Source organism: Olivibacter sp. LS-1 (assembly GCF_008245145.1).
Classification (GTDB): Bacteria; Bacteroidota; Bacteroidia; order Sphingobacteriales; family Sphingobacteriaceae; genus Olivibacter; species Olivibacter oleidegradans.
In genome coordinates this window covers 2,929,540-2,950,754 of sequence record NZ_CP041643.1, presented here as the reverse complement: position 1 = coordinate 2,950,754, position 21,215 = coordinate 2,929,540, and the positions used below count along the sequence as shown (strand labels likewise).

The following is a 21,215-nucleotide window of genomic DNA, read 5'->3' as shown; positions in this document are numbered from 1 at the left end:
GATCCCGGAAACGATTGCGTAAAAATTATCGTTCTGCCCTGCTAGCATTATAAAAATTCTCCCTATTCTTGTTCTACGGACCAATCAGAAAATCCATAACCTTCCTATATATTATGAAGAGGATCGCACTATTGATTATTATATTCGGCTGTATATTTCATCATTCGATTTTTTCCCAAACCGTTTATCCGGATCGCTTTATTGTTAGCCAAGAGGGCGATGGCGACTTCCGTACGATTCAAGAAGCAGTCAATGCCGTGCGCGACTTATCACAGCAACAGGTTCGGATTTATATCCGAAAAGGTGTTTATAGAGAAAAGATAGTTATCCCGTCATGGAAAACGAATATTTCTTTCATTGGAGACGGTACCGGGCAAACAATCATTACTAACGCAGACTATTCCGGGAAGCCCTATACGGATACGGTTGATGCCTTTGGAAAAAAAGCCTTTACAACCTATAATTCATATACGGTTTTGGTGCAGGGAAATGATTTTACCGCTGAAGGACTGACAATACAAAATACAGCGGGTCGCGTTGGCCAAGCAGTGGCTTTGCATGTGGAAGCGGATCGGGTTGTCATAAAAAACTGCAGGCTCTTGGGGAATCAAGACACACTCTATACAGCCACGGAAAACAGTCGACAATACTACGTCAATTGTTATATTGAAGGAACCACCGATTTTATATTTGGACAGGCTACTGCAGTTTTTCAACGGTGTACTATTCATAGTTTAAGTAACTCGTATATTACAGCAGCATCCACAACACCACGGCAAGCCTTCGGCTTTGTCTTTTTAGATTGCAAGCTTACTGCAGATAAAGAAGCAACGAAGGTGTATCTTGGCCGACCTTGGCGCCCTTATGCCAAGACAGTCTTTATACGCTGCCATATGGGTCCACATATCCTTCCGCAAGGATGGGACAACTGGCGTAACCCGGCAAACGAATCAACTGCTTATTATGCAGAATTCCACAGTGAAGGACCGGGAGCTCATGCAGCAGCTCGCGTGAAATGGAGTAAACAGCTGACAGAAAAAGACATAGAGTCTTATACGCTTAAGCAGATATTCAATTACCAGGATCCTTGGAATCCGACAACTAACAAGTAAACATGAAAATGCTACGAAACACAGGCTTATTATCCTTATTGTTAATAGTTTGTTCCCTCATAAAATCGACAGCGCAAGACAAGCCTTATGTCTCGCAGGTTTGGGTGGCCGATCAGGGCAACGGTACCTATAAGAATCCCGTGCTTGACGCCGATTATTCCGATCCCGACGTCATTCGGGTAGGTGATGATTTTTACATGACAGCTTCCAGCTTTGATGCCGTTCCCGGTTTACCAATCTTACATTCGAAGGACTTGGTAAACTGGCAGCTTATTGGACATGCCTTAAAAAGGCAGCCGCCCTTTGATCACTTCTCAAAAACGCAACATGGCAACGGGGTTTGGGCACCATCCATCCGTCATCATAATGGTGAGTTCTATATCTACTATGGTGATCCTGATTTTGGCATCTATATGATCAAAACAAAAGACCCGTGGGGTGATTGGGAGGAGCCGGTGCTTGTTGAAGCAGGTAAAGGAATGATTGATGTTTGCCCTTTGTGGGATGACGATGGCCAAGCTTACATTGCATATGCATATGCCGGTAGTCGCGCCGGTATTAAAAGTATCATAGCCATCAAGAGGTTAAGTGCTGATGGCACAAAAAACCTAGACGAGGGTACGATTGTTTATGATGGGCATGCTTTAGATCCTACGATTGAAGGACCTAAATTTTATAAGCGGAACGGATATTATTATATCATGGCGCCAGCTGGCGGAGTAGCCACGGGCTGGCAGCTCATACTACGTTCAAAAAACATCTACGGCCCTTACGAAAGGCATGTAGCCATGGAACAAGGGAATACAAGCATCAATGGGCCTCATCAAGGTGGATGGGTAGACACGCAGAAAGGTGAAGATTGGTTCCTTCATTTTCAGGATAAAGATGCTTATGGAAGAGTGGTGCATCTTCAACCCATGAAATGGGTAAAGGACTGGCCTGTTATAGGGAAAGATGTGGAAGGAAAAGGAACGGGTGAACCGGTTTTATCCCATCAAAAACCGAATGTGGGAAAAAACTATCCTATACAAACACCTGTCGAAAGTGATGAGTTCAATGATCGAGCCATGGGCAAACAATGGCAATGGCAAGCCAATCCGAAGGCCACTTGGTCGTTCTTTTATCCTGAAAAGGGCGTACTGCGACTTTATACACAGCAGGCTCCGGACAGCGCCCGCAATTTATGGGATGTTCCAAATATATTATTACAAAAATTTCCCACGGAAGTATTTACAGCAACCACAAAGGTCACTTTCTCACCGAATGAGAAAATAAAGGATGAAAAAACCGGTTTAATTATCATGGGGCAAAGTTATGCCCATTTAAGTCTAAAAAACGGGCAAGACGGCATAGCGCTGGTATACGGAGAAGCGAAAGATGCACATAAAGGTGCAACAGAAAAGGAGAGAATTATCTCGAAAATAAAAACAAATACGCTTTACCTTCGTGTCCGTGTAAATGCCGGCGCGCAATGTCAGTTTAGCTATAGCGAAGATGGCAAGACATTTATAGAAATTGATGCCTTATTTAAGGCCACTCCCGGGCAATGGATTGGCGCAAAAGTTGGCCTTTTTAGTACCCGTTCAACCCAAATCAACGATTCCGGATGGGGCGATTACGACTGGTTTAGAATAGAAAAATAAGTATGCTTGCGTTGAAATGTTTTCGGTGGCTTAGTTTAATTTTTTTGCTCTGCTCCTTTGGTTTTGTACAGGAGCAGGAAAAAACGGATCCAACGGCTGAAAACATGTTGTTATTACAAAGAAGCTGCGGTGGCTGGTCCAAATTTTTCAACAAACAAAAAGTGGACTATCAGCATGTATTTACGACATCAGAAATTGCGCTTGCTGAGGAACAAAAAGATTTAACGGATGCTACGATAGATAATAATGCAACCAGTAGCGAAATCCGCTACCTGATCAAGGCGTATGAGAAAACGCAGAATAAATTATATTTAAGTGCGGCAAAAAAAGGCATTAATTATCTTATAGAAGCTCAATATCCCAATGGAGGGTGGCCGCAGTATTATCCCGACACCCATCTTTATCGATCGCAAATCACGTATAATGATCGCGCAATGATCAATGTCTTGCGGATTATGCAAGACATTGTGGCAGCAACAAACAGCTTTGGTATTCTTGGAGAAGACTATAAGCAAAAGGCAAAAAAGGCACTTTATTTGGGTGTCGATTGTATATTGAAAACGCAGGTTATAATAAACGGACAAAAAACAATCTGGGCAGCACAATATGATAAAGATAGGTTACAACCGGCAAAAGCGAGGGTTTATGAATTACCTTCGCTTGCTGCTGCTGAGTCTAGTGATGTTTTGCTTTTCCTAATGGACCAGCCAAAATCACCTCTATTAATAGAAGCAATCGAAACTGGTGTGAAATGGTTTGCCGATCATAAAATTGAGAATAAAGAAGCTGTAATTATTGAAGATTCAACGCAACCTAGTGGAAAAGATCGTGTACTGGTTCACCAACCGGGAACCGACTGCTGGGCTCGCTTTTATGATTTAAAGCAGCAAGAACCTTTATTTGTCGGACGCGATGGTGTACCTCGTCAGACACTTTCAGCTATTGAAAACGAGCGCCGCGTAGGCTATGCTTGGTATGGAAATTGGGGAGATAAAGTAAGGAAGACCTATAAAAAATGGAAGTTGAACCAATTTTAATGGGGTAATTATTCGTATCTTTGTAAATCCTTTCTCATTCACAATTAGTATCTCATTTTTTTAAAAGGTATCAAGTTGTCTAAATCCACGTTAAGTCCACATCAAGTCCACCTTTAGTCCACGTTATATCCACCTGTCATTCGGTATATCTCCGCTACCCATTGGGTATTCCTTCGGTTTCTATAGTGCGTACCTATATCGGATATAGCTCGAATGGAACAAGAATGTAAATGGGCTTTCACAAGTATCTTACTTTAAGAGAAAATAAGTCTTTCCCTTTTTAGTTGGTAAATCATATTCCTCGAATTCTTCCGTATAATTTGCCGCTAATTGACCTATGTGACTAATTGGTTCTTTAATTTCGGGTACCTTATATAAGAGATTCGAATTTTCGCCTATTGCTTTCTCTACAGCAAGTTTATCGACCATCTTCGCGCTAGCAATCCGGATTCTGCAATTGCCTCCAAGTCGAGAATGTACCTTCAGCTTTTGTAGCTTACCATCTTTCCATGCTATGTCCACAATAAAGCCACCTCGGGCTTTCAATCCTTTCACCTCACCATTCTGCCACTGATCGGGCAAAGCTGGCAAAATGTGTAAACAACCATCATGCGATTGGATCAGCATTTCAGCTATTCCCGCGGTACAACCAAAATTTCCATCAATTTGAAAAGGTGGATGTGCGTCTAACAGATTAGCGTAAGTACCGCCTGCTTCGCCGTTGCCATCATTAGCAGCAGGACTCAGTTGATCAGCTATTAATTTATAAGCACGATTGCCATCCAGTAACCTTGCCCACCAGTTTACTTTCCAACCCATAGACCAACCAGTTGATTTGTCGCCCCGGAAAACAAGTGACTTCTTAGCGGCTTCAAAAAGAGTAGGGTGCCGAATAGGTGATATCTGTGCAGCGGGGTATAATCCATAGAGATGAGATATGTGCCGATGACGGTCATCTGCGCGATCCCAATCTTCCATCCATTCCTGTAACTGTCCGAGTTTACCGATCTGCATTGGGGGCAATCGTTTTAGTTTACTAGCTACAGTGTCCATAAAATCTTCGTCTACCTGCAAAACATGTGCTGCTTCCAGAAAATTTGAAAAGACATCAAAAACCAGTTGATTATCCATAGTAGTCCCAGCTGAGATACCTACACCCGATTGGTAAGAATTTTCGGGTGACATCGATGGCGCTACGACTAACCATTTATGCTTCGGCTCTTCCTGCAGCACATCTACATAAAACTGCGTTACTCCTTTCAGTATCGGATAATATTTAGCCAAGAAGGCATTGTCTCCGTTAAACAAGTAGTGTTGCCAAATATGTTGCGAAAGCCACGCTCCACCCATTGGCCACATACCATAAAAACCACCATCGATAATCCCCGTAACACGCCATATGTCGGTATTGTGATGCATGTTCCAACCCCGAGCACGGTAATAGTTCCAGGCGCTTTCCTTTCCTGTAACCGATAAATCTTCGAGCATAGCAAACAAAGGTTCATGCATCTCGCTCAGATTGGTTACCTCGGCAGGCCAGTAATTCATCTCGGTATTAATATTAACGGTATACTTACTACTCCAAGGAGGTGATAATTTATCATTCCAGATTCCCTGCAAATTGGCAGGCTGCGTGCTTGGACGGGAAGAAGAGATCAACAGGTACCTGCCAAATTGAAAATAAAGCGACACCAATTGCGGATCATTACCTAAATGAAAATCCGCCACTCGTTGATCAGTTGCTTTATTCATAGCAACTGTTTGGCCCAGGTCTAACGATACACGATCAAAGTATCGCCTATAATCTTCTACATGCTTTGATTTGATTTTTCTGTAGCTTTTTTTCAACGCGGTGTTTAGGTAATCATCAGCCCGTTCGCGGGCATCCCCACCCAAATCATGATAATTATTGAAATTTGTTCCGATAGCTATATACACCGTCAATTCATCCGCTTGACGTACACGCAACATTTCTCCTTCTGCTTGTAGCGTCCCCCCTTTTACTTTCGGTTCTACAGCAATTGAGAATTTAACCTGACCTTTTTTGTTCTGCTTATCTCCCGAGGTGCCGTTTACATAGATTCGATTGCCAATAAAATGTTGTTGATGTATGAGATGCGGCGTATTCAATTTCAAATTGCAGCTTATACTTCCTGCTCTATCAGCGGTCACGCGCATCATTATTACCTGATCATGAGCTGTGGCTAAGTACTCTCTTTTATAGGTTACCTCACCTACTCTATAAGTCACCGTAGACAACGCATCAGCAATATCTAATTCGCGCCGGTATGCCACTGTTTCACCCTCATGTAAAAAATCAATCCATAAATCACCCGCAGGTTGATAGGACATACCGTAATTATTGTTTGCTTCCGGTTCCCTTGGCATTTCTTTATTCGAAAGGTCTTGAGCCTCTTTGTATTTCCCTGCAAATAACAGACGCCGTATTTCCTGCATAGTCGAATACAAATCTTTGCTACTATTATTTCCCGGTCCGCCCGACCAAATGGTCTCTTCGTTCAGCTGCAGATGATCTTGCTTTACACCACCAAATAGCATCGCTCCCAACCGACCGTTACCGATAGGCAAGGCCTCGTTCCAATGGGCCGCGGGCTTATCATACCAAAGTTTGTATGAATCCGATCCGGTCGCATTAACTGCTGAGTAAATGAACACAACTAATAAAAGAAGGATATATGCACGTTTCTGTAGAAAGGTTGTTTGCATCATAGGATATAACTTAATGGCATAATCGGTTATCAGGTTCAATATTACTAAAAACCTTCCATTTTTCCAACGTTGGCATTCGGATGTATGCAAAATTATTATTCCCCTGATTGATACGGCCGTATACAACACGGTTTACGCTTATAGGACCATATTAACATTAACGGTTAAAAGGAGCCCAATCACCTAATATCTTTTCTTTAGTATATTCCTCAACGTCTTCCTTATTCAGAATCTTAGCCCAATCGACCCTTTTGTCGGAATTTGCGCCAGCGCCCTGACTATTGTACTCCGCATAAAAAACGGTCCTTTCATTTTCTTCTTTTCCCCAATTGTCCCAACCTTCAGGACGAATATGTTCGCCCATATCACAGTTAATATAAACCACTTTCGAATAAGGACGCCAAGGTCGTCCTAAAGCCGCAGAAATGGCAGCATTTGCCGCTGTTAGTTTGCAGTTGATAAATACATAACCATAGGATTTGCCTTGTGGAGTAGAAGCTGCCGTCACATAGCCATCACCTTTGCTGTGCAATTCACATTCCATGAAAAGAGCGGTTGCTGCGCCAAAAACAAAATCTACCGTTCCTTCGATATAGCAATTTTCAAAGTATTGCAAACTTTCCTTGCTTTTATCATCTTGGGGCCCTTTTGTATAAAGTGTATCTTGGAAGCCTAAGAATCGACAGTTCTTGAAGGCTACACGATTACCGGTTATGTTAACAGCAACCGCTTGCCCCACGGGTCCGGAGGAATTCGCAAATGTTAGATTTTCAGCGGTGAAATCATCCGCCTCTATAAAAAAAGAAGAAGATCCGGTAGTGCCATAGTTCTTTCCTGTTTCCGGATTAAGTTTGGCAGCAAAATTATCGTAGGTCAACAAGGTCTTATGAGGATCTTCTCCCAATAATTTGACACGCCGCTTTGAGGACTTTGCAAGGAGACGTTCTTTGTAGACACCGGGTCTTATCAAAATAGTGGTAACATTTTTGCTGTAATCCGGAACAGCATTGAAAGCCTCCTGAATGCTTTTAAAGTCTCCCGAACCATCCTCTGCTACAACGATTGTCGATTGCTTTACCGATGCTAACCCATAAGCCATACTGATAATTAAGAAAACAATACTGCTTAAAGCTCTTCCCATGATGTATCTTATTTAAACTCTTTGACAAGGCTGAGCTTTAGCTCTTTTATCCCCTCCACAGCTAATTTGGCAACAGTCATCGCTCCTTCCTTATTCAAATGTGTATTATCGACAACCCCTTCCGGATAGTTTTTATGTCCCGGTTTTAAGTGGAGGAAGAGTTTTTCGGACTTCCGTTCACCCAATTTAGTTAACAAGCGATTTGTTTTCTCGGTAAGATCAATTAGGGGCACTTGTAAACTATCCGCCACCTCCCGAGTTGCCGCCGGATAACCTTTATGTGTATCAACCAAAACTCCCTGTTCAAAATTGCGTCGTGCAATAGAAGTCAACAACACCGGCTCAGCCCCTTTTTCGCGGGCTTTTTCGACAAACATACTTAGGTTGGCTTTAAATGTGGCTATATCCGTACCTACCTTTGGCTTATTCACCTTTTCGTCGTTATGTCCGAATTGAATAAAAAGATAATCGCCCGATTTGAGTTGATTGTAGATTTCCTGCCACCGACCTTCATCAATAAACGAGCGCGTGCTTCTCCCATTTTTTGCCATATTTCTCACCCGCACGCTTGGTTTAAATAGAGTGGCAAAAGGGACGCCCCAGCCCGTCTCAGGGTACTTATCGGCATCTTTTATAGCCATCGTTGAATCGCCCATCATCCATAGGGTAGTAGGTTGTCTTTTGGTGAAAGCGTACAACAACAGGCTACAAAACAGCAGAAGCAGTAATTTTTTCTTTTCCATTTCTCAGTTGGTACGTTAAGATTTCTAATTTGGTTGTAAGCGTTTACCGGCAAGTTTACATAATTGTTAAACAAAGATGGAAAAGCCAAACAAGAAAATTAGCGCAAACGATACCGGTATCGTTTGCACCTAACCGTCACGATATCTTCCAATTAACAAAAATCGCGACCAAGCTATTGGAAATCGTTGCATTTAAAGTCATTTTTAGCTAAGTTTGATATTCAAAAAAGCTAAATGTGTTTAAACCAATAACAATAAAAGACATTGCTCAAGCACTCAATCTATCCGCTTCTACCGTTTCCCGGGCTTTAAGTGATAGTTATGAGATCAATCCGGAAACAAAAAAGAGGGTATTGGCCTATGCCGAACAAAACAACTATAAACGAAATCCGATTGCTTTAAGCTTAAAACAACGTAAGAGTTATTCCATCGGGGTGGTGGTTTGCGAGGTAGCAAACAGCTTTTTTTCGCAGGCAATTGACGGTATCGAATCCATTGCGTATAAAAATGGCTATAATATCATTATTACGCAAACGCATGACTCGTACGACCGAGAAGTGATGAATATCAAACATTTAGCAAACCGATCAGTAGATGGTATTCTCATCTCTCTATCCGCTGAAACGACCAATTTTGATCATATTAAGAAACTCCATGATGCCGGTTTACCAATTGTCTTTTTTGATCGCATCTATGATGGGCTAGCCACGCACAAAGTGTCTTCCGATAATCGAAATGGTGCAAAAATGGCGACTCAACACCTGATAGAAAAAGGTTACAGAAAGATCGCTCATTTAGCGAATGCACCCCATCTTTCTATTACAAAGGAACGGTTAGCGGGATATAGAGAGGCGCTAACAGAAAATGGTATTCCTATTGAGGAGGCTAACATTACGTATTGTCATCATGGAGGCAGTAATCAAAAAGAGGTGGATGCTGCCGTTCAATATTTTTTATCGATGGATGAAAAACCCGATTCGATTTTCGTGGCGAGCGATCGCCTCAGTATTGGTTGCTTAACGGCAATCAAAAAATATGGCGACAAGGCTTATATGCCAGCTATAGCCGGTTTTTCAAACAGTGACGTACTGGATTTATTCAGCACCGATTTCTCGAGTATACGCCAACCTGCCTTTGAAATGGGCAGGGTGGCGACTGATCGTTTAATTCAGCTCATTGAAAGTAAATATCCCGTCTATGAGCACGAATCCATCGTATTAGGAACGGAGTTGATCGAACGGATTCCGGGTAAACTACTGTAGGCTTTAGACAATCGGAAATCAGCTGTCAGCCTCATTTATATCACTTAGCAAAGTTATAGTTGGTGCTACGGCTCCTACTACTTTTCTATTATTTATTGCCGAATCACTAAACAGCTCTACTACTTTACCACTTAACGACTCAACTACTCTACCACTCAACTATTTAACTATTTCCCAATCAAATTATCTTTAATATAATTAAAACTCAATCGGATGCTTTCAAAATGGTTCTCCATGTAAATACCATCCTGCTCAACGAAGAAGTGTTTTAAACCTGCTTCCTCCGACTTTTTGAAGATCGCCTTGTAATCTACTGCTCCTGTTCCAACTTCTGCAAATTTGATGTCCTTTAAGATATCCATTGAAGGGAGTGAGTCTTTTCCCTCGCCAACAATAACATCCGGTTTTGATTTATCGATATCCTTTACATGCCACATTTCAAAACGCTTAGGATACTTGGCAAATAGTTCTATTGGATGAGCGCCGGACTTTATTGCCCAAAACATATCCAATTCAAAAGCAACCAAGTCAGGTTGCGTTTCGCTAACAAGTACGTCATATCCTGTTCTTTTGTCTGGTCCATAGCTTCTAAATTCCCAAAAATGATTATGGTATCCAATTTTAAGTCCCAAGCTTTTACAATATTCACCACCTTTATTCAGCTGTTCTGCCATAAATTTAAAGTCTTCAAGCGTTAACTTATCGATAAGATTAAAGGGTGGTACCGGAACAATTAGATAACGTTGACCAAGCTTAACGGCAATATCTGCTTGTGCTTTCAACTCGTCCTCTTGCCCCTTCCCCATTGTTAGAAAATTATTCAGCTGATAGTGCCCGCTATAGGTCTGCAGATTATTGTCTGCCAACACATTTTTTAGCTCTTCGGTACTTAAGCCCCAATATTTGCCGGAGCCTTTTTCTGTACCGTAATCATAAAAAGTTTCGACATGTCCATAACCGATATTAGCTATTTTCATGATCGTTTGCTTCGCGTCTTTCGCAAGCTCATCACGCATTGTGTATAATTGCAAGCCTATTTCCGCTTCCTGAGGACGCTTGTTACCACATGCGGCTAATACCTGGCTACTTACCATAGCAGAAGCAACGGCTAGGCCGGATTGCTTTATAAATTTTCTTCTAGATACCATATTCAAGTGTTATAGGATAATTTAGCTCGTCTAATTTACACTTATTTATGGTAAAATCAAGTTGATGTTGGCGGTAAGCAACTGGCAGTAAGCACTAAGCTTTTATGACGAAGTTGTCATTTACTTGAAAAAAGTTCATATGGAATCGTACGCGACACGTATTTTTATTCTTATTTTGCTATTTAAGAGGCATATGGCTTACGGCTTAGAGCATATCGCTTTGAAAGGTTTTGCCAAATAGAAACAATATCCTACATTTATAGACGTACTAAATAACAAAAGAATAAAAACATGGAATTTATAGACGCTGATAAGAATTTTGAAGCACTTGGGTTAAGTTTACCTCCTGCACCGGCACCTTTAGGTGTATATAAGCCTTATTTAATTGATGGAAAGTATCTTTATCTTTCGGGACATGGCCCTGTCCGAGACGATAAAAGTCTCATTATAGGCCGCATCGGGGAAACCATCAATATGGAAGACGGTAAACTGGCGGCGCGACAGGTAGGGTTAACGATGCTCTCGACGATCAAAACGAACTTAGGAAGCCTTAATAAAGTAAAACGTGTTATTAAAGTATTGGGCATGGTAAACTGTACCGGTAATTTTGAGAAACATCCTTATATTATTAACGGTTGCAGTGAATTATTTGCAAAAGTATGGGGCGAAGAAAACGGTATCGGCGTACGGAGTGCCGTCGGTATGGGAAGTTTACCCGACAATATTCCGGTGGAAGTAGAAGCACTGTTTGAAATAGAATAAGAATCGGCCAATCTACTAATCTGATAATATGGAAACTGAAATAGCCTCTACATATAGAATTAGCAATGTAGAAGATATATCGACACCTGCACTTGTTGTTTTCCCGGAGCTTGTAAAAAATAATATTCAGCTGCTGATGTCGATGGTTAAATCAGTCGACAAGCTTCGCCCGCATATCAAAACATCCAAATCGGCTGACGCCATACAGCTTTTGCAACTAGCAGGTATCAACAAATTCAAATGCGCCACAATTGCGGAAGCAGAGCTGTTAGGCGATTGTGGCGTTCAGGATGTATTACTGGCATACCAACCTGTCGGACCTAATATTAATCGCTTTATCGCGCTTGTAAAGCGATTTCCCAATACGTCTTTCGCCTGCCTGGTTGATCAATTTGATATTGCCAGCCAATTAAATCAGGTGGCCTTTGCTGAAAGCTTCAACCTAAATATTTATTTCGACATCAATGTAGGCATGAACCGTACCGGTATTAAAACCGATAAAGTTTCTGCTCTTGCCGAACAATGTTCATCGCTATCGAATTTAATACTTTTAGGTTTACACTGTTATGATGGCCATATTCATGAAGCATCACTAGAGGCACGTCAAAATCAATGCCATCGCTACTTCACGGAAATCGAGCAACTTATTGTACAATTAAATGCGCTTTACCAACGGCGTCTCATCATTGTTGCAGGCGGGACACCAACCTTTCCGATTCATGCTGCGAGCGAGCGAGACGACGTAGAATGTAGTCCCGGAACCTTTATCTTTTGGGATAAGGGTTATCAAAATCTCTTCACGGAGCAACCCTTTCAAATAGCAGCCCTTGTCCTTAGTAGGGTTATCTCAATTATAGATGATAAAAGGCTCTGTTTAGACTTAGGGCATAAAGCTATTGCTTCCGAAAATGAGTTGGGTAAACGAGTGTTTTTTATAAACGCGCCGGAGGCCCGTGCTATATCGCATAGTGAGGAACATCTTGTTATAGAAGTTTCCGATACCGGCGATTATACAGTTGGCGATGTTCTGTACGGAATACCGTATCACATTTGTCCGACAGTTGCTTTATACGATACCGCATTTGCGGTTACAGATAATCAGTGGAACGGCGAGTGGCAGATCATTGCCAGGAAACGAAAACTTACAATTTAAAGACATACTATGTTTATTATAGATGCCCATCTTGATTTGAGCATGAATGCCTTGGAATGGAACCGAGATTTAACCAAATCTGTTAAGGAAATCAACCAACGAGAAGAAGGGTTGACTGATAAACCCGACCGCGGGAAGGCGGTGGTATCTTTACCCGAATTGCGGAAAGGCCATATAGGCCTTGTAGTAGCCACTCAAATTGCCCGATATGTTGCACCCGATAATCCATTACCCGGATGGCATTCGCCTGAACAGGCCTGGGCACAAACGCAAGGGCAATTGGCGTGGTACAAGGCCATGGAGGCCAAAGGTGAGATGCGTCAAATAAACAATTTAACGTCATTGGAAGCGCATGTCACTTTATGGAAGGATGAAGGCACTCCATCCGAAAAGAAAGTGATTGGCTACATCTTAAGTTTAGAGGGAGCGGACTCTCTAATCACCACTGAGCATTTGCACCTAGCTTGGCAAAGTGGGCTTCGTGCGGTAGGCCCGGCACATTACGGACCTGGTCGTTATGCCCAAGGGACGGATGCAACAGGCTTTATGGGACCCGAAGGGCGTAAATTATTGGAAGAAATGGAGAAGCTCAACATCATATTGGACGCAACACACCTTTGTGATGATAGCTTTTGGGAGGCATTGGATCATTTCAATGGACCTGTTTGGGCGAGCCATAATAATTGCCGAGCGTTGGTTAATCACAATCGGCAATTTAGCGATGAACAAATAAAAGTGCTGATTGAACGAGGGGCCGTTATAGGTGGCGCTTTAGATGCTTGGATGATGGTTCCCAATTGGCAGCGTGGCATTTCCACACCGAAAGAGATGCAGTGCAATCTGGACGTATTGATAGATCATCTCGATCACATTTGTCAAATAGCCGGAAATTGCAACCACGTCGGTATTGGATCAGATTTGGATGGTGCCTTTGGGAAAGAGCAATGCCCGTATGATTTGGAGACGATTGCCGACCTACAATCATTCAATGAAAAGCTGGCTGACCGGGGCTATACAGCCGACGATATTGTGAAGATATGTCATGGCAATTGGCTACGGTTCTTAAGGAAGGCATGGCAAAACAATTAATTTAGGTTTGAGCAGGTAGATCGATGTCGTTTGTCACCTGCTCATCCTTTTGCTTTGAAAGTCTTTTTCCTATTTGAATTAAGCCAATTACCAGTAATATCATCAAGAAAATATGCAGTTTTCCCCAAACAAAGGCCAGCGTAAGGGCATAGATAGCAAATCCTATCCAATCACGTTTATACTGTAATAATTTCTTTCCGTAAATCAGGTAAAGTCCAATGGGAATTGCCATTAACGTAAAAATCACGAAAGAATGATTTAAATAGGCTGACAATAAATCCCATCGCTTCGACTGTATAAGCGTACCATCAGTTAATTCAAGCCCATAAAAACGATCCCCTCCATTCCTCGATATGTAAGTTACCAGTTGCGATTGCTCTTTAATTTCACTCACTTGCGGGCTTGGAAGATAGTCTTTATTTACATAGCTATGTTTAAGCAGTGGTTGTTGTTTAAATGAAATTAGGATTAACTTTTTATCTCCCTCAGCACTATACTTTTGCTGTATTTCTTGTACCGTCCCGGTCACTTTTTTTAGAAAGGCAGCCGGTATCAAAGCCTTCAGCACCCCTAAACCCAATATACCGATAAGTAAGAATAGGCCTATATGGAGCCACTTTTTTTCGTGGATTATTACGTTCATGCAAATTAGTATATCATGTTTGGTCTTTCAAATCCGCAGCACGGTTATACTAATATACAAACAATATAATATATTAACTGTTTTTCAAATAGGATAGAAAACGATTGTTATGGCAGATACAGCGGACATCTCCTTTAATATAAAGGCTCATATTCAAGGAACGGAAAAAACACTACGCGTGGATCAACTGGAAACAAGTGATGGCGCACCTTATTATAGCTGTTTTGATAAAGACAAGCAGCTAGCAGAAATTCGAAAGGAAGAAAGCAACGAGTGGGTACAGCTTTGGGGTGAACTGGACCAAGCCAGTCTAACTTCGATTGGAAAAGCTATTGAGCAGAAGGAACTAGCTGGTAATTAGCTGTAAGCCGTAGGCTTTGTAGGACTTTCATAAAGATGGGTTGGGCGTGTTATTGCCTAATTGACAAAAGACTATAATCTTCGTATTTTCGTTAGTAATGAGGAACGGAGAACAAATATGATCAATAAAGCAGAGAGCTTACAAGACTTTTATAATAGAAACCCACGGGCTAATCCATTTGGCCTTTCAACCAATAATGCCAATGGTTTGGGCCACTTTAATGTATTTACACGGGAGAATTGTTTTCGATCTACACCATACAATCGGCGGGACTTTTATAAAATCTCACTAATCATTGGTTCCGGACGACTTTACTATGCAGATAAGTGGGTAGATATCGATCGCCCTGCCTTGCTGTTTTCAAATCCTACCGTTCCCTATTCATGGGAAGCAATCAGTGATAAACAGGAAGGTTATTTTTGCCTCTTTACGGCGTCTTTTTTACAAACTGACAGCCCACATTTTCTTTTAAATCAGCTCTCGCTGTTTAAGGTGGGTGGCGACTTCGTTTTCTTTGTAAACGAGGCACAATGTCGGGCTGTGAGTGAGCTTTTCGAAAAGATGATGGAGGAGATTACCACTAACTACGTGCATAAATACGATCTGCTGCGTAATTATCTCCAATTGATTATTCATGAAGCGATGAAAATGCAACCTGTACGAAGTTACTTACCACATTCTTCCGCTTCACGCGTATGCGATTTATTTTTGGATCTTTTAGAACGGCAGTTTCCAATCGATAGTCAAGAAAGGACATTGGGGCTCCGCTCTGCACAAGATTACGCGAACATTCTTTCGGTGCATGTAAATCACTTAAATCGTTCAGTGAAAGAAATCACCGGCAAAACAACCACGCAGCATATTGCCGAACGGTTAGTTAAAGAAGCAAAGGCACTTCTCATTCATTCAGATTGGACCATTTCGGAAATCGCCTATAGTTTAGGTTTTTCCTATCCACCGTACTTCAACAACTTTTTCAGAAAACAAACGCGGATGACACCGGGCATTTTCAGAGAACAGTATGTGCATGTGTGAATTTTATAATAAGTCGTTTGATTAGTATAGGACAGCCTATCTTATTCATCCTAAATTTGTTAAAAAAACATAACATATGGAATACAGAAATTTAAGTAACACAACAGCCCAATTATCTGCTATAGGACTTGGTTGCATGGGGATGAGTTTTGCTTATGGCCCAACCGACGATAACGAAAGTATAGCAACCTTACATAAAGCGCTTGATTTAGGTATCAACTTCTGGGATACAGCTGATATGTATGGAAACGGCGCAAACGAAGAGCTTATTTCAAAGGTGCTTGTTCCAAATCGCGATAAAGTTTTTATCGCTACCAAGTTTGGTTTCCGCTTTAAAGATGGTAAAGCAGGCCCTAGCGCCGCCTCGGGCACCTATTTTGACGGCTCTCCAGCTTGGTTAAAAGTAGCAGTAGAAAATAGTCTTCGTAGGCTTAAGATCGATACCATCGATCTCTATTACGCGCATCGTGTCGATCCAAACATTCCCGTAGAGGAAACCGTCGGCGCCATGGCTGAATTGGTGAAAGAAGGAAAGGTACGCTACCTTGGCTTAAGCGAGGCTTCGGCAAGTTCCTTGAAAAAAGCCCATGCTGTACACCCGATCGCGGCTTTACAGAGTGAGTACTCGCTATTGACCAGGGATGTAGAAGGTGAAATTTTAGACACAGCACGCGCACTGAATATCAGTTTGATTCCCTATTCACCGCTCGCCAGAGGCTTGGTAACCAACACACTGGATGTCAACAGTTTAGACGAAAGCGATTTCAGAAAAACCTTACCTAGATACAGCGGTGAAAACCTCGCCAATAATCAGTCGTTAGCAGCCGAATTTGCTGCAATGGCCAACGACAAGCAAATTACACCTGCTCAATTGGCTTTAGCTTGGGTGCTTGCACAAGGAAAAGACATGATCCCTATTCCAGGCACCAAAAAAAGAAAGTACTTGGAAGAGAATGCAAAAGCCGTAGACGTTCATCTTAGTCAGTCTGATTTAGACGAGATACAGAAACTCATGGATAAATATCCAAATACGGGCCAACGTTACAGTGAAGGGGCTTTAAAGTTAGTAAATAACTAAATTGATCAGATGAAGATGTAAGGTGTTCGGGAAAGTCTAATAACTTGCTTATAGAACACCTTACATTTAGATCATGTTTAGTTTGCTCTTTTGTTCCATCACGTCTTCTATATACCTTTTTGGCGATTTATGATAAAAAGCTTTAAACGATTTACTGAAATATTTCGGATCAGAAAATCCGACTTTATAGGCGATCTCACTAATAGTTAACCCGCTATTCGTCTCAAGCAACTGTGCTGCTTTCTTAAGACGTACAACCTTAATAAATTCCACTAAATTCAAGCCCGATAGTTGCCTTATTTTACGATACAGCACCGTGCGGCTGACTCCCACTTCGCTTGCCAATGCGTGCACACTGAAGTTATCATCGTTTAAATTCTCCTCTACAATTGTGATCACATCGTCCATAAAGCTATTTGTTTCCACAACATCAGTCTTATGTGGTTGCAATAAATACTCCTGAACAAACTTCTCTTTAAGTCGTTTTCTGCTTTCCAACATATTGGCAATTTTCCACGCCAACAATTTAAAGCTAAAAGGCTTCGTAATGTAATCATCTCCACCTTCCTTGAAAGCCTCCATCATATAGGGGTCTGCGGTTCTCGCCGTTAATAAGATGACGGGAATATGATTCGTATTTTTTTCTCCTTTGATCTTACGAAGTAAGCTGATTCCATCGCATGTAGGCATCATTACATCTGTTACCACAATATCCGGCTGTATTGATTCAACAATCGGCCAAGCTTCCAAGCCATCTCCAGCTTCGAGTACTTTAAATTTATCCTGCAAGCTTCCCACAATAAATCGTCGCAATTCTACATTATCTTCTACAATCAGCACGACCGACTGGTTAGTTGAGTTATCAACTACTTCCTCCTCTTTTGCGTCGCAAGAGAGCGCATCGTTTAAATCGTTCACCTTGTGTAGCTCCATTTTGTTTTCATTTGCTAATAATTGCGTTGCTTTGAAGTGTGATTTCCCTAGCGGCAATTCAATTCGGAATACCGTGTTAAAATCATTCAACTCCTTTGCGAGATTACTTCGCACGGAAAGATTTCCATGATGCATTTTCACCAAACCCTGAGCCAATGCTAAACCTACTCCAGAACCGGTGTGGGTTTGATCCTCATAGGATTTCGACTGATAAAATTGAGCAAATATATAAGGAAGATGTTTTTCCGGAATACCGCAACCGGTATCCCAAACCTCGATAATACAGTTTCCGGATGGGTATATCGGCGTTTCTATTTTTTTTTCGATCTGTACCTTGATCCGCCCTTCACTATCGGTAAACTTAAAGGCGTTATAAAGTAAATTGGTGAGCACCTTCTCCATCTGCTCATGATCTATCCAAACATCGACGCCATCATTTATTTTATTTTCAATAGTAATCTGAACATTTTTTTTTGCCGCAAGGAATAGAAAATTACTTACAATTTCTTCCACAAACCGCACAAGGTTTGTTTTCTGTATCTGTAAATCAAGATGGCCACTCTCCTGCTTTCTAAAATCGAGTAATTGATTTACTAAATTCAGCAATCTATTTGCATTCTTATAAGCATTATGCAAAAGCGGCTTCGCATTTGTTGGCAAATCTTCTTCCTGCAAACGCTCAATAGGCCCTACAATTAAAGAAAGCGGCGTTCTAAATTCATGCGATATGTTCGTGAAAAAGTTAAGCTTTGCCTCGTGTATCTCTTTCTGTTTTTCCAAAGCGAGGTGCTCCAGTAGTAATTCGTGTTTTAATTGATTTCTTCCTTTAAGGAACTGGATTACAAAATAGGCGACTATACTTACGAGTAATAGGTATAGACCATAGGCCCACCAAGTTTTCCAAGGTGGCGGCAAAATATGAATTATAAGGCTTGTTGGTTTGCTCCAAATCCCATCATTATTGGTTCCTTTAACCATCAATTCGTAAGTCCCGGGATCTAAATTAGTATAGGTGGCAATGGGTGTATTTACAAAGTTCCAGTCATTATCAAATCCTTTTAACAAATAAGCATATTTATTTTTATCAGCATGTATATAATTCAAAACACTAAATTCAACGCTGAAGACATATTGCTTGTGATTAAGGACCAACTCATCCAATAAAGAAATATCTTTGTCGATGACACTTTGGCTTTCCGGCACTATTTTCTTATTAAACAGGCGTAAATCCGTAAAAACTACAGGCGGTTCAAAATAATTGATACTGATACTGTCCGGATCGAACAATGTAAACCCTGCCGAACTTCCGAAAGCTAAGGTACCATTGGCCAGCTTATGATACGCCCCGTAAATAAATTCATCACCAATTAATCCGTCGATGGTATTGTAATTTCGAACGCTCTCTGTATTCGGATTAAAACAAGATATGCCCGCATTGGTGCTTAACCATAAATTGTGATGGTCATCACTCAAGATTCCGAAAATATTATTTCCGGGCAGTCCCATATTTGCATTAAAGTGCGTAAAGTTGTTATCATTGGGATGGTATAAATTCAGTCCATTCATATAAGTTCCTACCCAAATGCGATGCAAGCCGTCTTCGTGTATACTGATGATGTCGTTTCCGCTAATAGACTTAGGATTATTGGGATCGCAAACAAAAGTCTGAAAATAGTCACTGCCTCGTCGTTTTAGATTTAATCCGTTTTGTGTTCCTACCCATAGATTTCCCTGTGAGTCTTCATAAATGGATCGAACCATGTTAGAGGAGAGCTTTTTATTTTCTAGATTATATTTGTCAAAAGAAAGCGTTCGGTCACCTCTACGCTTAACGTTTAAACCGCCACCGTAAGTCCCTACCCATAAGTCTCCTTTACTATCTTCAGCTAAAGCATATATATTGTCATTGGAAAGTGAACGATCATTGTTTGGGTTATGCTTAATATGTTCAAAATTCGTTGCACCCTTCCGCTTTAAGTTGAGGCCTCCATCGTATGTTCCAATCCATAAGTTACCTTCACGATCAATACATAGCGATTTCACGTTATTGTGACTCAGGCTTCCCGCTTCCCCTGCTTGGTATTTAGCATGTTTGAATTTAAGTTGACGATTATCTAAGTAATTTATCCCGCCACCTTCCGTTCCGATTATTAGGTTGCCCATACCATCTTCGGCGAAAGAGCTTACTACATTATAACTTAGGCTATTGTTATGAGGTTGATGGGCAAAATTTTTAAAAGCCGGTATATCATTATCAATCACATTCAGGCCACCAAAGTAAGTTCCAATCCATATGGATCCCCTTTTATCCTGATATATCGGCCTGATAGAATTGTTGCTTAAGCTGTACTCGTCATTGTCATTAGCGTGAAAACTCTTAAACCGTCCGTGTTCATATAAGCTTAAGCCATTAAATGTTCCTATCCACAGTCTTCCCTTCCGATCTTTGGTAATAGATCGGATATCATTGCTAGGCAGACTGTATGGATCGCCTTCGATATGTTTGTGGTAGCTAATCTCGCCTGTTTTTTCATTCAGCACAGCTATACCGTTGGTTTTTGTTGCAATCCAGAAAACATGAGGACTTATTTCCAAAATGGCTACGGCACGCTGGTCACGCGCTTCCGTTAACCTTGCATAAGTTGGATAAGCGCGGTTAATCCTAAGCTTCTTATAAGGGGGCACATAGCTTGTGGAAACTACACCTTCATCAGTACAAAACCATAGTTTATGTTCACTATCTTCATAAATTGATCGAATATTCTTAAAATATCTTTTTTCGTCACCGATGTCTACAGAGATATTATTAAAAACCAGTTCCGCAACAATTTGCGTATCCTCCTTAATCCGGTAGAGCCCTTGATTGGTTCCCACCCACACCTGATGGTCGTGATCTTCCATAATAAAATGGACCGCGGGTTCGCTTGGAGAACTTGCTGTTTCAACATTAGCTAAGGGAATCCTTCTGAAATTATCAAGTGCACGATCGTACAGATTAAGGCCATTTCCTGTACCGATCCACAATCGTTTCTTGCTATCTTCTGCAATCGACTGGATGAAATTATCACCTAATGAAGTAGTATCTTTTGGATTGTTTCTATAAACAATAAATTTGCGTGCATTATATTTATTCAAACCATCTCGTGTACCGATCCATATGAAACCCTTGTAGTCTTGTACGATCGCAAATACACTTCCTTGAGATAACCCTTCAGTTACGTCGAGATGTAAAAATCGGATATCTTTTGCCTCCAAAATATAGAAGCTTGTTAAAAGACTAATCACTACCAACAAAGGCTTCGCAAAAAAACATTTCATTGATTGAATACTAGGTTAACACTATTT

Annotated in this window: 16 protein-coding genes; 10 read left to right on the top strand and 6 right to left on the bottom strand. The window is 41.2% G+C overall.

Going from position 1 to position 21,215, the window contains the following annotated elements; translation table 11 throughout:
* The first annotated feature begins 113 nt into the window (after nucleotides 1–113).
* From FKG96_RS11840 to pelA, 3 genes are read left to right on the top strand one after another with little or no spacing between them, the layout of a single operon-like run.
* Nucleotides 114–1,112 (top strand): pectinesterase family protein, encoded by a 999-nt coding sequence (locus FKG96_RS11840; protein ID WP_130857567.1) that lies wholly within the window; start codon nucleotides 114–116, stop codon nucleotides 1,110–1,112.
* Nucleotides 1,113–1,120: 8 nt separating this feature from the next.
* On the top strand, nucleotides 1,121–2,755 hold the full coding sequence (locus FKG96_RS11835; protein WP_130857688.1) for a glycoside hydrolase 43 family protein: 1,635 nt from the start codon (nucleotides 1,121–1,123) through the stop codon (nucleotides 2,753–2,755).
* Between the two features lie 2 nt (nucleotides 2,756–2,757).
* On the top strand, nucleotides 2,758–3,792 hold the full coding sequence (pelA, locus tag FKG96_RS11830; RefSeq protein ID WP_130857568.1) for a pectate lyase: 1,035 nt from the start codon (nucleotides 2,758–2,760) through the stop codon (nucleotides 3,790–3,792).
* Between the two features lie 249 nt (nucleotides 3,793–4,041).
* Here pelA and FKG96_RS11825 read toward each other — a convergent pair whose 3' ends face one another.
* From FKG96_RS11825 to FKG96_RS11815, 3 genes are all read right to left on the bottom strand, one after another.
* Nucleotides 4,042–6,522 (bottom strand): glycoside hydrolase N-terminal domain-containing protein, encoded by a 2,481-nt coding sequence (locus FKG96_RS11825; RefSeq protein WP_130857569.1) that lies wholly within the window; start codon nucleotides 6,520–6,522, stop codon nucleotides 4,042–4,044.
* A gap of 157 nt (nucleotides 6,523–6,679) precedes the next feature.
* Nucleotides 6,680–7,663: a pectinesterase family protein gene (locus FKG96_RS11820; RefSeq protein ID WP_149105545.1), complete on the bottom strand. Its 984-nt coding sequence runs from the start codon at nucleotides 7,661–7,663 to the stop codon at nucleotides 6,680–6,682.
* Between the two features lie 8 nt (nucleotides 7,664–7,671).
* Complete coding sequence (locus tag FKG96_RS11815; RefSeq protein WP_013666148.1) at nucleotides 7,672–8,406, bottom strand: rhamnogalacturonan acetylesterase; 735 nt, start codon at nucleotides 8,404–8,406, stop codon at nucleotides 7,672–7,674.
* Between the two features lie 236 nt (nucleotides 8,407–8,642).
* Between FKG96_RS11815 and FKG96_RS11810 the strand changes: the two genes are divergently transcribed.
* Complete coding sequence (locus FKG96_RS11810; RefSeq protein ID WP_013666147.1) at nucleotides 8,643–9,668, top strand: LacI family DNA-binding transcriptional regulator; 1,026 nt, start codon at nucleotides 8,643–8,645, stop codon at nucleotides 9,666–9,668.
* A 167-nt stretch (nucleotides 9,669–9,835) separates the two neighbouring features.
* Here FKG96_RS11810 and FKG96_RS11805 read toward each other — a convergent pair whose 3' ends face one another.
* Nucleotides 9,836–10,816, bottom strand: coding sequence for a sugar phosphate isomerase/epimerase (locus FKG96_RS11805; RefSeq protein WP_013666146.1), 981 nt, complete (start codon nucleotides 10,814–10,816; stop codon nucleotides 9,836–9,838).
* 291 nt (nucleotides 10,817–11,107) lie between these two features.
* Here FKG96_RS11805 and FKG96_RS11800 point away from each other — a divergent pair, with 291 nt between their 5' ends.
* From FKG96_RS11800 to FKG96_RS11790, 3 genes are read left to right on the top strand one after another with little or no spacing between them, the layout of a single operon-like run.
* Nucleotides 11,108–11,578 carry a RidA family protein gene (locus tag FKG96_RS11800; protein WP_013666145.1) on the top strand — a complete coding sequence of 157 codons (471 nt, stop codon included), beginning with the start codon at nucleotides 11,108–11,110 and terminating at the stop codon, nucleotides 11,576–11,578.
* 28 nt (nucleotides 11,579–11,606) lie between these two features.
* Entirely contained in the window at nucleotides 11,607–12,731 is a 1,125-nt protein-coding gene (locus FKG96_RS11795; RefSeq protein ID WP_130857571.1) for a D-TA family PLP-dependent enzyme, read from the top strand.
* A 9-nt stretch (nucleotides 12,732–12,740) separates the two neighbouring features.
* A complete protein-coding gene (locus FKG96_RS11790) occupies nucleotides 12,741–13,820 on the top strand; it encodes a dipeptidase (protein ID WP_130857572.1) in 1,080 nt (359 codons plus the stop codon).
* Nucleotide 13,821: 1 nt separating this feature from the next.
* Here the strand turns inward: FKG96_RS11790 and FKG96_RS11785 are convergent, their stop codons facing one another.
* The gene (locus FKG96_RS11785) at nucleotides 13,822–14,463 is read right to left on the bottom strand and encodes a hypothetical protein (RefSeq protein ID WP_130857573.1); all 642 of its coding nucleotides are present in this window, start codon (nucleotides 14,461–14,463) and stop codon (nucleotides 13,822–13,824) included.
* Between the two features lie 109 nt (nucleotides 14,464–14,572).
* On the opposite strand from FKG96_RS11785, the gene FKG96_RS11780 reads away from it, so the two are divergent.
* The 3 genes from FKG96_RS11780 (at nucleotide 14,573) to FKG96_RS11770 (ending at nucleotide 16,937) form a co-directional block, all read left to right on the top strand.
* Nucleotides 14,573–14,824 (top strand): hypothetical protein, encoded by a 252-nt coding sequence (locus FKG96_RS11780; RefSeq protein WP_130857574.1) that lies wholly within the window; start codon nucleotides 14,573–14,575, stop codon nucleotides 14,822–14,824.
* Nucleotides 14,825–14,941: 117 nt separating this feature from the next.
* Nucleotides 14,942–15,859 (top strand): helix-turn-helix domain-containing protein, encoded by a 918-nt coding sequence (locus FKG96_RS11775; protein ID WP_013666140.1) that lies wholly within the window; start codon nucleotides 14,942–14,944, stop codon nucleotides 15,857–15,859.
* Nucleotides 15,860–15,935: 76 nt separating this feature from the next.
* Entirely contained in the window at nucleotides 15,936–16,937 is a 1,002-nt protein-coding gene (locus FKG96_RS11770) for an aldo/keto reductase (protein ID WP_130857575.1), read from the top strand.
* Nucleotides 16,938–17,003: 66 nt separating this feature from the next.
* On the opposite strand, the gene FKG96_RS11765 is transcribed toward FKG96_RS11770, so the two are convergent.
* Entirely contained in the window at nucleotides 17,004–21,188 is a 4,185-nt protein-coding gene (locus tag FKG96_RS11765; protein WP_130857576.1) for a two-component regulator propeller domain-containing protein, read from the bottom strand.
* Nucleotides 21,189–21,215: the final 27 nt, after the last annotated feature.